The following is a 15,273-nucleotide window of genomic DNA, read 5'->3' on the forward strand; positions in this document are numbered from 1 at the left end:
GAGTGCACGGCATGATTGAACGTAACGGGACGGGTCGTCGTCGCTGGCTGGCGACGGCGTCGGTGATCGGGCTGATCGCGGCGGCGGGGACGGCGGCGGCGGAGGTGCCCAATGACAACTTCAGCCCGAACGCGCCGCCGGTCCTGGCCGACCCCGATGCGATCAACGGCATCGGCAACATCATCGTCGACACCGGCGGCGGCTCGGTGGGGGTCTGCACCGGCAGCCTGATCAATCCGCGCACGGTGCTGTTCGCGGCCCACTGCGTCAACGACCTCCCCGACGTCGCCTACGGATCCCAGGGCCTCGGGAGGCCGATCAGCATCGGGTTCAAGGGCGACGCCTTCGACGGCATCCTGAACTGGATCACCAGCGGCGACTACGCCACCAGCTATATCGACCAGCACTACAATATGAGCCGGGTCTTCTATGATCCCCGCTCGCTGGAGGACGCCCAGGGCGGCGGCTTCTATGAGGGCGATGTCGCCATCGGCGTGCTGGATTCGCCGGCCAAGGGCGTGCCGACCTGGGCCATGTTGTTCTCGCCCCTGACCGGCGACGAGGACCGGCACGTGATCACCGGCGGATACGGCCGCAGCGGGACGGGGTCCCTGGGTTCGGTTCAGGGGATCGACTTCCGCCGTCGGGCCGCCGAGAACATGATCGGCGCCCTGGCGTCGCTGGACGACATCGACCTGTTCCTGTTCGGCGACGGCGCCCAGGGCGGGCTGAGCCAGAACCTCTATATGGTCGATTTCGACGATCCGGCCGGGACCGCGACCTTCGACTTCAACATCTTCGGCGACGACGTCGCGCTGGAGAACGAAGGCATGACGGCGGGGGGCGACTCGGGCGGTCCCCTGATCCTGGATCGCGCCTTCGATACGCCGGTGGTCGTCGGCGTCCTGTCGCTGGGATCGCGCTATTTCAACGGCCAGGGATCGGCCAGCTACGGCACGACGGCGGGCTATCAGCCCCTGTATCTGTTCACCGACTGGATCGTCGCCAACAACCCCTACAAGTATGTGACCACGACCGGCGGCGACGGCGACTGGTTTGATCCGACCCACTGGGTCCAGATGATGGATCCGAACTACAAGATCATCGACGCCAACGGCAATCTGGTCACGGGCCTGCCCGACACGCCGGCCGAGGGCGTGGACTCGCGCGGCGGCGAATGGGGCAGCATCTGCTTCTTCGGCGATTGCGTCGATGCGGGGGAACTGGCCGACTACAACCATGACCGCGAGGACGGCTTGAGCGGGGGCGCTCAGCCGGTCAAGGCCGAGGTGACCGGCGGCCGCACGATCGTCGATATGAGCGGGATCGTCGCGGGCGGGGCCGGCGGGGCGGCCGGCAGTTCGCGCGGCGAGACCGCCTCCGGACTGGCGGTGCGGCACGAAGCCTCGGCGGTGGGCACTGCGCCGGGCGCGACCCTGCCGTTCGAGATCGTTCCGGGCGGACCGGGTTCGACGAATTTCGTGCCGTTCAACGTCCAGGGCGATGTGCTGGCCGGCGAGAAGCCGCTGTTCTACGACGTCAACCTGATGTCGGCGGGAACGACGACGCTGAACGCCCGCGCCGTCATCGACCGGTTGACCATCGGGACCAGCGGGGCGGTGCTGGACATCGGCGCGGACGGCCTGTTGTTCGCCCAGAACGACGTCGGCGTCTGGGCCGGGCAGCTGAACGTGGACGGCGCGCTGCTGACCTTTGAAATGCTGCTGGCGGGCGGGGTTCTGAGCGGTTCGGGCGTAGTCGACTCCACGGTCCTGACCTCGGCCATGGGTTCGATCGCCCCGGGCGGGCAGGGCGAGATCGGCGAACTGACCCTGTTAAGCGATCTGGTGTTGGCGTCGGGCTCGCGCCTGTTCATCGACATCGGCGGTGATCAATCCGACCGTCTGACGGTTCTGGCCGACGGTTTCGAGGGCACGGCCGGCGTGGCCTCGCTGGGCGGGCTGCTGGGGCTCAACTTCGTCAGCGCGCCGAAGTTCGGCCAGACCTATACGGTGCTGACGGCCCAGGGCGGGCTGGATGGCGAATTCGACGCCGTCACCGACATCTCGGGCGTGCTGTATCCGGTGCTGGACTACACCACGACCAGCGTGGAGGTGGAGATCGAGGCGGGGTCCTATCTGGACTTCATCAACCCGAACTCGCGCGCCCAACGCACCGTCGGCGGGATGCTGGATGCGGCGCGGGCCACGGATTATGCGGCCTTGGGCGACATCTACGCCCAGACAGACCTGCTGGAAGGCGAGGCCCTGGAGGTCGGGCTGGAGAGCCTGTCGCCCTTCGCCGCCCACTCCGGCGTGACCCTGCTGTCGGCCCAGACCGAGGCTCTGCGCGGCGTGGTGGACGGACGGATCGCGCGGGATCGCTCGGGCGGGGCGAGCGAAGGCCTGACCCTGATCGGGTCGGGCGTGGAGGTCGCGTCGCTGGATCCGGCGGCGACGGCCGCAGCGGCCGGCATGGCGACCCGCCAGGCCCAGGAACGGGCGCGCTGGGGCGGATGGAAACAGGGGGTTTCGGCCTATTTCGGCGCCGGCGCCATCGAGGGCGAGGCGGGCCAGTTGCGCGGAACCCTGGCCGACAGCCGCAGCGACGATCAGAGCGCCTGGTATGTCGTCGGCGGCCTGGAACGGACCATCGACGCCCTGACCGTGGGGGCCCGCCTGGCCTATGCCGAGGGCGAGTCTGACTTCGCCGAGGGGATCAGCACGGCCGACAGCCGTCAGGTTCAGGCGACCCTCTATGGGGCGGTGGACCTGGCGTACGGCGCCTATCTGGGGGCCAAGATCGGTTATGGCGCGGCGGATCTGGACACCGAACGGGCCTTCGCCATCGGCGGCGCCAGTTTCCGCGCCGACGGGGAGACGGACGGCAAGGTGGTGAGCGGCGGGGCCGAACTGGGCTTCAACCTGACGCGCGGCGGGCTGAAGCTGCAGCCGAACATCGGGCTGAACGCCTATTCGGTCGATCTGGACGCCTATCAGGAGACGGGCGGGGTCGCGGCCCTGAGCGTCGCCGACCAGTCGTTCGATTCGCTGCAGCACCATATCGGCCTGCGGGTCGGCGGCGAGACAAGTCGCGGCCGCTGGAGCATCAAGCCGGCGCTGGACGTGCGCTGGGTGCATGAGCTGGCGGGCGACAACCGCAATGTCGAGGCCGCCTTCGTCGCGGCCGACGGCTTCGGCGGGGTCTTCGCCGGCGCCAGCAATGACAGTGAATGGGCCGAGATCGGCGGTTCGGTCGCCATCGAGGGCGACCGGTTCGGCGTGACGCTGAAGGCCGCCTCGATGGTCGATCGCGAGGATCTGGACTACCAGACCTACAACGCCACGGTGACGATGAAGTTCTGATCCACCGGGTCGGGACGTGGAGACGGCGGCCCCGGCGGGGTCGCCGTTTTTTTATGATACGCCGGCCCGCGCCCGGCTTCGCGACGGTCGGCAGGGTCGGGTCTGGGGGCGCCGCCAGTCACAGGGCGTGATGGTCAGGGCCTGACCACCAGCCGCACCACCTCGCCGGCGTGCAGGCGGTCGAAGCCGGCGTTGATGTCGTCGAGCGGGATGACGCCGCTCATCAGCCGATCCACCGGCAGGCGGCCCTGGCGGTAGAGGGCGACGTAGCGGGGGATGTCGCGGCTGGGGACACAGGTTCCGATATAGGAGCCCTTCAGGGTGCGCTCCTCGCCCACCAGGGAGACGATGTTGACGGCCAGGGCCGCCTCGGGCGGGGGCAGGCCGGCGGTGACGGTGGTCCCGCCGCGCCGGGTCATCTTCCAGGCGGTGTCGAGGGCGCGGGCCGAGCCGGCCATTTCGAAGGCGAAGTCGGCGCCGCCGTTCGTCAGGGCGCGGACCTGATCCACCGCATCGGGATCGGCGCCGTTGACGGTCTGGACCAAGCCTGAAGTGGCGCCGAGGGTGCGGGCCAGGGCCAGCTTGTCCTCCGACAGATCGACGGCGACGACGGGGGAGGCGCCGGAGGCGAGGGCGCCCAGGACGCTGGACAGGCCGACGCCGCCCAGGCCGATGACGACGACGCTCTGGCCCGCCTTGACCCCTGCGGTGTTCACCACGGCGCCGACGCCGGTCAGGACGGCGCAACCGAACAGGGCCGCCTCCTCGAACGACAGGGCCGGGTCGATCTTGACCAGGGAGCGACGCGAGACGACGGCGCGTTCGGCGAAGGCGGAGCAGCCGAGGTGGTGGTTGACCGGTTCGCCCTCGCGGAAGAGGCGGCGGGCGCCGGACAGCAGTTCGCCCTTGCCGTTGGCGGCGGCGCCCGGCTCGCACAGGGCGGGACGGCCGCCGGCGCATGGGTCGCAATGGCCGCAGGACGGCATGAAGACCATGACGACGTGGTCGCCGATGCTGAGGTCCGTGACGCCGTCGCCCAGGGCCTCGACCACGCCTGCGGCCTCATGCCCCAGGGCCATGGGCAGGGGGCGGGGACGGTCGCCGTTGATGACGCTGAGGTCCGAGTGGCACAGGCCGGCGGCCCTGATCGCGACCAGAACCTCGCCGGGACCGGGCGGGTCCAGCGTGACCGTCTCGATGGAGAGGGGGCGGCTGTCGCGGTAGGGGGGCGCGGCGCCCATGGCGGACAGGACGGCGGCGCGGGTGGTGATGCTCATGGTCACGCTCTTTCTTGCGCTACCGCCGCCGACGCGGTCGTCGGCTGGTTGAGCGCCTTGTGATCTGTCCCCTATCGATAGGCGCTTGACGCAACGGCGTCCAAGCCCGAGCCTCGCATCGAGAGCGACGCCGAATGTCGCCCAGGAGGAAGACCGCAATGCCGAAGACGGAACTGGGCCCCTTGGCCGAACGCGCGACCTACAAGGCGTTTCACATGGTCTCGACGCGCTGGGCCGACAACGACCAGTACGGCCATATCAACAACGCCAAATTCTACGAGTTCGTGGACTCGGCGGTGAACGCCCATCTGATGATCGCCAACGCCCTGGACGAGTCCATCGGCCTGGTGGTGGACAGCGGCTGCCAATACACCTCGGCGCTCAAATTCCCCGATGTGATCGAGGTCGGGATCAAGGTGGACCGGATCGGCTCCTCCAGCGTCAGCTATGGCTTCGCCGTGTTCAAGCGCAGCGCCGACGTGCCGGCCGCCGTCGGCCATTTCGTCCACGTCTATGTCGACGCCGAGACGCGCCGGCCCAAGCCCCTGCCGGCCAAGCTGAGGGCGGTGGTGGAGAATCTGAAGGCGGGGTGAGGGAAGGGCGGCGTCCTGGGGCGGGCGCGGCTTTCGGCGCAAGTGTCGATGACCGCCTTCGACCCGTTGCAGACGTTGGCTGGAGGGTGGAAATGTAGCCGGACGTGCCTGTTGCTGACTTTATGGAATATCAAGCTCGCCGTACATCAGGACGTGGCCTCATTCCCGGCCGAGGCAATGCTGACCACCCGAAGGTTTCTATGGTCAACGGCGCGAGCGCGAAAACGAGGCCTGTAATGCCGGACAGATCAACCGTTCAAATCCTTAGCGATGGGCCTCCCTTAGCAGACTCCGATGCAATGGGGCGACGCGTTCTGGAGCAGGCATTCGATCTCTGGATCAACCCAGAATTGGCGCGCCGGAAGGCGTCGGGTGTTTTACCTGAAGACTTCGCACTGTGGGGTGCGCAGCGCATTCAGCCCCCAGAGGGGGCAGTGACCATCCGGATAAACGACGAGATACGAGGAGTAGCATCAATCAAAGCCCGGCGAGCAGTTGAGAAGGGAGACGGCATTGTCCTAGGAGATTTGGAGGGTCTCGAAGACTTTGATCTGCCATCAGACGAGCTGGACAACGGTCATTGGACAGTCCTGTGGACCGGAGAGCGGTGGTTCACGAGCTTCAACTTCATGACTCAGCGAAATCGCTGCCTACTGTTGCTCGATAAGGCAGATCACTTCCTGGCAGCATCCCGTCGAGCCGAGGCGGAAGGCCATGCTGCGGTTTCCGTTGATACGCTATTCAGCGCGTGTGAGCTGGCTTCCAAAGCGCACTTGGTCTCATCCCATACACTTCCGATGGGCACTAAGACCCATGGTCCTATTCACTCAGGGCTCAACATAGGCCGACGCTTGGGGAATATAGAAAGCGCTTTTGTGGACATCTTCAATAAGATGAACCGACTTAGGGGCCCGTATAGATACGACGATCAACAGTCCGAGAGCATGCCTATCGGAGTCGAAGATTTCGACATCGTTGAAACGGTTATCGCGACCGAGCGAGAGAGGCTCCGGTCGAGATTAAGCGACGACATAGCCGGAAGTGAGAATGGGCTCCCGGACGCCCAGCCCAATCTAGCGGGGGGCGCCTAGGGCCGGGAGGCCAACGTCCGCTTCCTACCCCTCAGACACTCCCGGCGTCTCCTTAAGGCGGCATCGCTCACCCTAGCTATCGCGCGCTCCCTGTGAGAACGTTCCCAAAAAGGAGCGTGGAGGAACGCCATGAAGACGGGATGGATCGCGGCCCTGGCTGCGACGGCGATGCTATGCGCGCCTTATGCGGCCCAGGCCCAGACAGGCGGCTTCCTGCGGGCGGAGGGGACGCGGATCGTCGATGAGGCGGGCGAGCCGGTCATTCTGCGCGGCATGGGGCTGGGCGGCTGGGTGCTGCAGGAAGGCTATATGCTGCAGCTGGGCGCCCTGGGTCCGCAGCATGTGATCCGGGCGCGGATCGCTGACCTGATCGGCGAGGAGAAGACGGAAGGCTTCTACGCCGCCTGGCGCGCCAACCACACGACCAAGGCCGACATCGACGCCATGGGGCGGTGGGGCTTCAACTCGGTGCGGCTGCCGATGCACTATGACCGGCTGACCCTGGCGGCGGATCAGGAGCCGGTCGCGGGGCGCGACACCTGGAAGGAAGAGGGCTTCGCCGAGATCGACGCCCTGCTGGCCTGGGTCAAGGCCAACGGGATGTATCTGATCCTGGACCTGCACGCCGCGCCGGGCGGGCAGGGGAGCGACCTGGCCATCTCGGACCGGGATCCGTCGAAACCGTCGCTGTGGGACAGCGCCGAGAACCGTCGCAAGACCGCGGCCCTGTGGCGGCGGCTGGCCGAACGCTACGCCGACGAGCCGGCCATCGGCGCCTATGACCTGATCAACGAACCCAACTGGGACTTCGAGAAGCCCGGCGGCGGCCATGGCTGCGAGGAGACGACCAACGCCCCGCTGCGGTCGCTGATGGTCGAGATCACGGCGGCGATCCGCGAGGTCGATCCGCGGCACATGATCGTCATCGAGGGCAATTGCTGGGGCAACAACTATCGCGGCGTCACGCCCCTGTGGGACGAGAACACCGTGATCAGCTTCCACAAATACTGGAATGCGACCGACAGGGCCTCGATCGCCGATATCCTGCGGCTGAGGGACGAGACCAACGCGCCGGTTTGGCTGGGCGAATCCGGCGAGAATTCCAATACCTGGTTCACCGAAACCATCGCCCTGGTCGAGGACGAGGGGATCGGCTGGGCCTTCTGGCCGCTGAAGAAGATCGGCTTCAACCAGCCGCTGGAGATCACGCCGAACTCCGGCTGGCCCAGGCTGGTCGCCTATCTGACGGGCAAGGGGCCGCGGCCGTCGGCGCAGGAGGCGCAAGAGACGCTGATGCGGCTGGCGACCCACGACATCCGGTTCGAGAACAATGTCGAACACCGCGACGTGGTCGACGCCATGCTGCGCCAGCCCCGTTCGGACGCGGCGGTTCCGTATACGGCGCATCGGATCGGCACGGCGGTCGCGACGCTCCGGGCGGCCGACTATGACCTGGGTCGGTCGGGCGTGGCGTGGAAGGACGTCTATGACGCCGACACCGACGGGCCGGGCGAGCGGATCCCCTGGTGGAACACCGGACGGACCTGGCGCAACGACGGCGTGGACATCGGTCTGGACGGCGGCGAGCCCGTGGTGGTCGAGTTCGAGACCGGGGAGTGGCTGCGCTATACGGTGACGGCGCAAGCGGCGGGCGACCGGCGGGTGACGGTGGTCGGCGCGGGCGGCCGGGTGTCGGTTTCGCTGAACGGCGGGGCGGCGGCGGCGGTCGATCTGCCCACGGACGACGGATGGCGCGAGGGGCGGGCGGTGGAATTGCCCTTCATGGCGGGGACCAACACCCTGATCCTGAAAGCCGAGGACTGCGGCGCCTGTCGCGTGAAGGAAATCCAGGTCGGGGGCTGAGCTCGGCGCCCAGGGCGTCGAAGATGGGCTTGGCTCCAACATCCGAATTGCGCAGAAGCGGCGGTATGGTAGCGTTCACAAGGTGAAGAGGCGGGGGTCCATGTTCTTCGATAGCCGCATCTTCCGGCGATGGTATGTCGGCATGATGGTGGTGTGGGTCGCCCTGTTCGCGACGTTCAACAGCATCCCGTTCCTGGTCGAGCACTGGTATTACCCGGCCATCATGGTGCTGGGCGCCTTTGTGGCGGGCCTGACGCCTGAGGGCGGCGGCGCCGTGGCCTTCCCCGTGCTCAGCGTGTTTCTCGACATCGATCGGGGGATGGCGCGCGACTTCAGCCTGATGATCCAGAGCGTGGGCATGACCAGCGCGAGCATCTGGATCCTGTCCCGCAAACAGAACCGTCTCGCCTCCTACGCCCCGGTTCTCTGGTTCGTCCCGGTCGCCTTCCTGGGCTTCGTGTTCGGGATGAACGTGATGCAGGGCATTCCGGTCTATATCATCCAGGCCCTGTTTCTCAGCCTGATCATGACCTTCGCCCTGGCCTATATCGCCAGCAAACACCGGGGGCACCGGGACAGGCTGCCGAACACGGGCCGCCTCGACAAACTGATGCTGGCCGCGATTCTCTTTGCGGGCGGGGTCTGCGCCAGCCTGTTCGGCACGGGCGCCGACATCGTCCTGTACACCCTCCTGGTCACCCGTTTCCGGATGGATGAGAAGATCGCCACGCACCAGAGCATCATGGTGATGGCGGCCATCAGCGTCCTGGGCTTCGGCTATCGCGCCTTCTGGGATCAGGGGATCACGGACTATCAGGTTCGGACGTGGCTGTGCGCCTATCCGGTCGTTCTCCTCATGGCCCCGCTTGGAAGCTATGTGCTCAGCAAGCTCAAGATCGACTGGATGCTGCGCGGGATTGTGGCCCTCAACATCTTCCAGATGGTCTATTTCAACCTCAAGGCTCCGACGCCCGAAAAGATCGCCTGCTCGCTCGGCTTTTCCGCCGTCCTGTTCGCCGTGTTCTGGCTCACGCTCGCCCACATGGCCCGCTCGAGACCGCAGGGCTTTGGCGAGGCGGCGACAACGCCGGTTGAGCCGGCGGAATGAGCGAGGGGCGGATGCGACCCGCCCCAGTCCGCCTCCGCCCGTCGCCAGGGCGGAGGTGTTGACGGCCCTCAGTCGTCCAGCCGACCGGTCAGGAACAGCACGCCGACGGCGGTCAGGGCGCCCAGGGTGAAGGCGGTGATGATGGATCCGGCGGCCACGGCGGTGGAGACGGTGACGGGGCGGGTCTCGTACCATTCGACGATGTCGGCCTCGTGCAGGTCGTCGTCGGCGCGGCCCTCGGCCTCATAGATGTCGGCGGTGTTCATCGGGGGCTCCATAGCAGCGTCAGGGATCAATACGCCCAAACGGCCGAGGTTCCACCCCCCGACGCTCATCACGCCCGTACATCGTGACAGCCCGCCGCGCATCGGCTAGGAGGCGCGGCTCAGGTTTCAGACTCTCGAAGACGATCCCATGGCCGGCCACTCGAAATTCAAGAACATCATGCACCGCAAGGGGCGCGCCGACGCGGTGCGTTCCAAGCTGTTCTCCAAACTGTCGCGCGACATCACGGTGGCGGCCAAGTCGGGTCTGCCTGACCCGGCGGCCAATCCGCGCCTGCGTCTGGCCGTCAACAACGCCAAGGCCGAAAGCCTGCCCAAGGACGTGATCCAGCGGGCCATCAACAAGGCCTCGGGCGGCGACGTCGATACGATGGAAGAGGTCCGCTACGAAGGCCGGGGCCCCGGCGGCGTCGGCATCATCGTCGAGGCCCTGACCGACAACCGCAACCGCGCGGCGTCGAACATCGGCGCGGCCTTCAAGAAGAACGGCGGCGCGCTGAGCGAGATGAACTCGGTCGCCTTCATGTGGGATAAGGTCGGCCAGATCATCTACAAGGCCGAGGCCGGGACCGAGGACGAGGTCATGGAAGCCGCCATCGAGGCCGGCGCCCAGGACGTCGAGAGCGATCTGGTCAAGCCCGACATCTACGAGGACGCGCCGGGCCACACCATCTGGACCGCCTTCGAGGACCTGAACGAAGTCGCCGAGGCCATGTCCAAGGTGCTGGGCGACCCCAAGTCGACCGCCATCGTCTGGAAGCCCCAGTCGGAGGTGACGGTGACGGGCGAGGCCGTCGGCACCCTGTTCAAGCTGCTGGACGCGCTGGACGCCGAGGACGATGTGCAGAACGTCTATTCGAACGAGGACATCTCGGACGAGGATGCGGCCAAGTACGCCGGATAATACGTACACGCGCTGATCGACGAACGGAGGTCTCGACACGTTCGTAACCCGCGATTAACCTCTGGTCATAGGACGGTGAGCGGTTCGATTCGCCTCTGGAGGCAGGGATCGAGGTCGCCCACCGCGATGCGGGCATACGACGCGGGGCGCGACCATGAGACTGACCAGAATCGATCGCGTGCTGTCACGCGGCAAGCCTGAACAGGCCAAGGACGAAGCGGCCGCGCTCGGGCGGTCCGAGCAGGACGTCGCAGGTCTGATCGGCGAGCGGTTCGAGACCATCCAGGACAGTCTGGATCAGCTGTCGGAGATGGCGCAGCGGTTCGGCACCTTCGAGACTCTTCTGGGACAACTGCGGGACCCGCTGGAAGCCGAGTTCCGCTCGCGCCGCGACAACCACGTCGAACTGGTCAATCTGCGCAACGCCAACAGCGCGGCGACGAAACAGGTCGGCCTGCTGACCGCCGAGGTCCGCAAGCTGTCCGACGCCCTGGCCGAGTCCGAGGCCAAGGCCGACGACCTGGCGGCGCGCGGCGGCGAGACCACGGTCAATCTGCAGGAGGCCCGGGTCGAACTGGGCCGGCTGCGCAACGAACTGGCCCAGGCGGCGACGCGGCTGGAAGGTCTTGAGACGGTCGAGCGCGCCTCCGCCCAGCGCATCCGCGAGCTGGAGCAGGATCAGGAATCGCTGCGCAACCAGTTGAAACAGGCCGAGGTCGCCCGGTCGGAGTCCGACACCACGCGTGGTCAGGTCCAGCGCGATCTGGCCCTGGTGCTGGAAGAGAACACCGCCCTGCGCCGTCGCGTGGACGAGGTCGGGACCGAGGTGGCGGGTCTGGCCCGCGCCGCGGCCGCCGGCGAAGGCCAGCTGGCCACCGAACGCGCCCGCGCCGCCTCCGAACAGGCCGAGGCCGCCCGTTCGATCCGTTCGTTGGAAAGCCAGGTCGAATCGGCCCGCGCCGAGATCGCCGCCCTGACCGCCCGACTGGACACCGCCACGGCGCGCGCCAACGGGCTGGAGGTGCTGAACAGCGAACAGGCCTCGCGCCTGAACGAACTGCAGACCGGCGGCCACGCCGTCGAACGGCGCGCTGACACGCTGCAGGTCGCCCTGGACCGGGCGGTCGAGCGGGTGCGCGCGCTGGAAACCGAAACCGAGGACGCGCGTCAGCGTCAGGCGGCCATGGAGGTCGCCCGCGTCGCCGCCGTCGACCGCGCCGAGGCCCTGACCAAGGCGGCCATGGCCCACGACAAGGCCATCGCCCGCGCCGAGGAGCGGATGGTGAAGCTGCAGTCCAAGCTGGCCGCCGCCCAGGACGAGCACGAGGCCCGGGTCCAGACCCTGAGCCAGCAGATCAGCGCCCTGCGCGAAGACCTGGAAAGCGCCCGCGCCGAGGGGGCCATGTCGGCCGCCGCCCTGGACGCCGCCCGTCGCGGCCGTGGCGGCCGGGCGACCATCGCGGACGCCGCCGCCCAACTGCAGGCCATCGTCGGCTGACGACGGGGAACATTCGCCCGACCCCGGCGGTTGATCGGGCATGGTCGCGGACGTTCTCATCGATGCAGTTCCGCCCGTCCTGGGCGCCGTCGTCGCCGGCGGGGTCATCGGGCTGGAGCGCGAATGGCGCGGCCGGGCGGCCGGATTCAGAACCCATATCCTGGTCAGCCTGGCCTCGGCCCTGCTGATGCTGGCGGCCCTGTCCCAGGCGGACTGGGCGTTTCGCGCCCTGCCGAACGAGACCATCACCACCGACCCGACCCGGATGGCGCACGGGGTGCTGACGGGGATCGGCTTCCTGTGCGCCGGCGTGATCTTCCGCACCGGCTTTTCCGTTCACGGCCTGACCACGGCGGCGTCGCTGTGGATCACCTCGGCCATCGGCCTGTTGTTCGGCGTGGGCCTGTACGGACTGGGGGCGCTGGGCACGGTGGTGACGGCGGCGATCCTGGGCGGGCTGAGGTTGATCGACCAGCGCCTGCCGGGGCGGACCGTGATCGACGCCGTCGTCTGCTGGGAGCGGCGCGAGCCCTCGCCCGAGGCCGCGGTCCAGGCGGCCTTGCGGACGACGGACGCCGACGTGCGCCCCGGACGGTTCGAAATGACGGAGGACGGACGGGCGCGACGCACCTGGCGGCTGAAGGCGGCGAGCGAGACGGACCTGCAACGTCTGGCGGAGCAGCTGGGCGCCGTACCGGGCGTGACCGGCTATCGCCTGGATCCGCGCGACGATTGAAACCGTTCATTGCCCGATAACCCTCTTTGCGGCATGAGGGGAACGGATGGCGAACGAACCTGTCAGAATCATCGGGCTGGATCCCGGTCTGCGACGCACCGGCTGGGGGGTGATCGTCTCGGACGGCGCGCGTCTGCGGTGGGTGGCGCACGGGGTGGTGGCCCCGCCTGAGGCTGCGCCCTTTTCCGAGCGCCTGCTGTTCCTGTTCGAGGCCCTGGGGACCATCTGCGCCGACCACGGCTGCGAGGAGGCGGCGGTGGAAGAGGTGTTCGTCAATGTGAACCCGTCCTCGACCCTGAAGCTGGGTCATGCGCGGGCGGCGGTGATGCTGGCCCCGGCCAAGCTGGGCCTCGCGGTCGCGGAATATTCGCCCAATCTGATCAAGAAGGCCGTGGTCGGGGCGGGCCATGCGGACAAGAGCCAGATCGCCTTCATGATCAAGCGACTGTTGCCGACGGCGGGGGACGTCAAGGCGGACGCCGCCGACGCCCTGGCCGTGGCGGTCACCCATGCGCAACTGAGGAAACGGTCCTTGCTGGAAGCCATGCACCGGGGGGCGGCGTGATCGGGCGTCTGAGAGGCGTGCTGGCCGAGGTCGGGGAGGCGGACTGCCTGATCGACTGCGCCGGGGTCGGCTATGTCGTGTCGTGCGGGGCGCGGACCCTGGGACGGCTGCCGGCGCCGGGCGACGAGGCCACGATCCATGTCCATTCGCAGTGGAGCGAGGACGCGGGGCCGCGCCTGTATGGATTTCTGACGCGGGACGAACGGCGGGCCTTCACCACTCTGTTGGCCATCCAGGGCGTGGGACCGAAGGCGGCGCTGGCGGTCCTGGATGTGCTGCCGCCGGGCGAACTGGCGGGCGCGGTGGCGCGCGAGGACAAGGCGGCGGTGGCGCGGGCCAATGGGGTGGGCCCCAAGCTGGCGCTGCGGATCGTCACCGAGCTGAAGGGCAAGCCGCTGGGCGACGTCAGTTTCGCGCCGACGGCGCCGGGCGTTCATGTCGAGATCGCGCCGCCCCCGCCGTCCCTGACCGGCGAGGCCGTCTCGGCCCTGCTGGGGCTGGGCGTGGCCGAGGTCAATGCGCGGCGGGCGGTGGATCAGGCCCTGATCCGGCTGGGCGACGAGGCGGAACTGCCGGCGGTGATCCGGGCGGCCCTGCAGGAGTTGGGGCGGTGATTTTGGAGTGGCGAGTGGCTGCCGAGTGGCAGGTGGGGGCTGAGTGGCGAGTGACGAGTGGCGAGTGGCGAGTGAATAGTGAGCGCAGGGGTGAGCGATCCTGTGTGAACCTGGACCGGTCGTCGCTCACTTCTTGCTCACTAGCACTTCTCACTCCTCGCCACTCGCCACTCGTCACTCGCCACTCAGCCCCCACTCGCCACTGCGATCAACCATGACCCGCATCATCTCTCCAGAAGCCGAAACGGGCGAAGCCTTCGACCGCGCCCTGCGGCCGCAGACCCTGTCCGAGTTCGTCGGCCAGTCCCAGGCCAAGGGCAATCTGAAGGTTTTCATCGACGCCGCCCGCGGCCGGTCAGAAGCGCTGGACCATGTGCTGCTGTTCGGCCCGCCGGGACTGGGCAAGACGACTTTGGCGCAGATCGTGGCGCGCGAGCTGGGGGTGGGGTTCCGGGCCACATCCGGCCCGATCCTGGCCAAGGCGGGGGATCTGGCGGCGATCCTGACCAATCTGGAGCCGCGCGACGTCCTGTTCATCGACGAGATCCACCGGCTGAGCCCGAACGTCGAGGAGATCCTGTATCCGGCCATGGAGGATCATGTGCTGGACCTGATCATCGGCGAGGGGCCGTCGGCGCGTTCGGTGCGGATCGACCTGGCGCCCTTCACCCTGGTCGGGGCGACGACGCGGGCGGGGCTGCTGGCCACGCCGCTGCGGGACCGGTTCGGCATCCCTCTGCGGCTGGAGTTCTACACGCCCGACGAACTGACGGCCGTGGTGCGGGGCACGGCGCGCAAGATGGGCGCGGCCATCGACGAGGCCGGGGCGCGCGAGATCGCGTCGCGGGCGCGGGGCACGCCCCGGATCGCCGGGCGGTTGCTGCGTCGGGTGCGCGACTTCGCCTCGGCGGACGGCGCCGAGACCATCTCGAAACTGGTCGCGGCCAAGGCCCTGGCCCGGCTGGAGGTGGACGAGGCCGGGCTGGACAGTCTGGACCGGCGGTTCCTGAAGGCCCTGATCGAAAACTACGGCGGCGGGCCGGTGGGAATGGACACCCTGGCCGCGGCCATCGCCGAGGCGCGCGACGCGGTCGAGGACGTGATCGAACCCTATCTGCTGCAGCAGGGCTTCATCATGCGCACCCCGCGCGGCCGCATGGCCTGCGCCAAGGCCTATGCACACCTGGGGCTGAGCGCCCCGCCGCCGCCCGCCGCCGGGCCGGTCCCGGGCGACCTGTTTGAATGAAGTTCGCGTTCGACCCGGGCAAGGATGCGAGCAATCATTCGCGCCTTCGCCGAAGAGGGTGAGGATTGGCGCGAGCGGATGGCCGATGCGCTGACGGAAGCGGCGCGCAAGAAGCGGGCCGCCTGATCG

13 protein-coding genes are annotated in these 15,273 nt (G+C 68.0%); 11 read left to right on the top strand and 2 right to left on the bottom strand.

The window, feature by feature from the left end; translation table 11 throughout:
* Window positions 1-11: 11 nt before the first annotated feature.
* Entirely contained in the window at window positions 12-3,365 is a 3,354-nt protein-coding gene (locus tag AC07NC_RS07860) for an autotransporter domain-containing protein (protein WP_494569165.1), read from the top strand.
* Window positions 3,366-3,499: 134 nt separating this feature from the next.
* Here AC07NC_RS07860 and AC07NC_RS07865 read toward each other — a convergent pair whose 3' ends face one another.
* The gene (locus AC07NC_RS07865) at window positions 3,500-4,642 is read right to left on the bottom strand and encodes a zinc-dependent alcohol dehydrogenase family protein (protein WP_494569166.1); all 1,143 of its coding nucleotides are present in this window, start codon (window positions 4,640-4,642) and stop codon (window positions 3,500-3,502) included.
* Between the two features lie 158 nt (window positions 4,643-4,800).
* On the opposite strand from AC07NC_RS07865, the gene AC07NC_RS07870 reads away from it, so the two are divergent.
* The 4 genes from AC07NC_RS07870 to AC07NC_RS07885 all read left to right on the top strand — a co-directional run bounded on the left by AC07NC_RS07870 (window position 4,801) and on the right by AC07NC_RS07885 (window position 9,297).
* A complete protein-coding gene (locus AC07NC_RS07870) occupies window positions 4,801-5,235 on the top strand; it encodes an acyl-CoA thioesterase (RefSeq protein WP_494569167.1) in 435 nt (144 codons plus the stop codon).
* A 434-nt stretch (window positions 5,236-5,669) separates the two neighbouring features.
* Window positions 5,670-6,326: a HEPN domain-containing protein gene (locus tag AC07NC_RS07875; RefSeq protein ID WP_494569168.1), complete on the top strand. Its 657-nt coding sequence runs from the start codon at window positions 5,670-5,672 to the stop codon at window positions 6,324-6,326.
* Window positions 6,327-6,455: 129 nt separating this feature from the next.
* Entirely contained in the window at window positions 6,456-8,189 is a 1,734-nt protein-coding gene (locus tag AC07NC_RS07880) for a cellulase family glycosylhydrolase (protein ID WP_494569169.1), read from the top strand.
* Between the two features lie 100 nt (window positions 8,190-8,289).
* Window positions 8,290-9,297: a sulfite exporter TauE/SafE family protein gene (locus AC07NC_RS07885; protein ID WP_494569170.1), complete on the top strand. Its 1,008-nt coding sequence runs from the start codon at window positions 8,290-8,292 to the stop codon at window positions 9,295-9,297.
* A gap of 68 nt (window positions 9,298-9,365) precedes the next feature.
* Here AC07NC_RS07885 and AC07NC_RS07890 read toward each other — a convergent pair whose 3' ends face one another.
* Window positions 9,366-9,563: a hypothetical protein gene (locus AC07NC_RS07890; RefSeq protein ID WP_008260485.1), complete on the bottom strand. Its 198-nt coding sequence runs from the start codon at window positions 9,561-9,563 to the stop codon at window positions 9,366-9,368.
* A gap of 148 nt (window positions 9,564-9,711) precedes the next feature.
* Between AC07NC_RS07890 and AC07NC_RS07895 the strand changes: the two genes are divergently transcribed.
* The 6 genes from AC07NC_RS07895 (at window position 9,712) to ruvB (ending at window position 15,144) form a co-directional block, all read left to right on the top strand.
* Window positions 9,712-10,485, top strand: a complete 774-nt coding sequence (locus AC07NC_RS07895; protein WP_008262780.1) for a YebC/PmpR family DNA-binding transcriptional regulator — start codon at window positions 9,712-9,714, stop codon at window positions 10,483-10,485.
* A 154-nt stretch (window positions 10,486-10,639) separates the two neighbouring features.
* On the top strand, window positions 10,640-11,983 hold the full coding sequence (locus AC07NC_RS07900) for a hypothetical protein (RefSeq protein WP_372705358.1): 1,344 nt from the start codon (window positions 10,640-10,642) through the stop codon (window positions 11,981-11,983).
* 40 nt (window positions 11,984-12,023) lie between these two features.
* Window positions 12,024-12,719 carry an MgtC/SapB family protein gene (locus tag AC07NC_RS07905; RefSeq protein ID WP_008259017.1) on the top strand — a complete coding sequence of 232 codons (696 nt, stop codon included), beginning with the start codon at window positions 12,024-12,026 and terminating at the stop codon, window positions 12,717-12,719.
* 46 nt (window positions 12,720-12,765) lie between these two features.
* Window positions 12,766-13,284 carry a crossover junction endodeoxyribonuclease RuvC gene (gene ruvC, locus AC07NC_RS07910; RefSeq protein WP_008259243.1) on the top strand — a complete coding sequence of 173 codons (519 nt, stop codon included), beginning with the start codon at window positions 12,766-12,768 and terminating at the stop codon, window positions 13,282-13,284.
* Complete coding sequence (gene ruvA / locus AC07NC_RS07915) at window positions 13,281-13,898, top strand: Holliday junction branch migration protein RuvA (protein ID WP_494569171.1); 618 nt, start codon at window positions 13,281-13,283, stop codon at window positions 13,896-13,898. The genes ruvC and ruvA overlap by 4 nt, the downstream gene beginning before the upstream one ends.
* 214 nt (window positions 13,899-14,112) lie before the next feature.
* Window positions 14,113-15,144, top strand: coding sequence for a Holliday junction branch migration DNA helicase RuvB (gene ruvB / locus AC07NC_RS07920; RefSeq protein WP_426025502.1), 1,032 nt, complete (start codon window positions 14,113-14,115; stop codon window positions 15,142-15,144).
* Window positions 15,145-15,273 lie beyond the last annotated feature (129 nt).

Source organism: Brevundimonas sp. GW821-FHT10A07 (assembly GCF_059415785.1).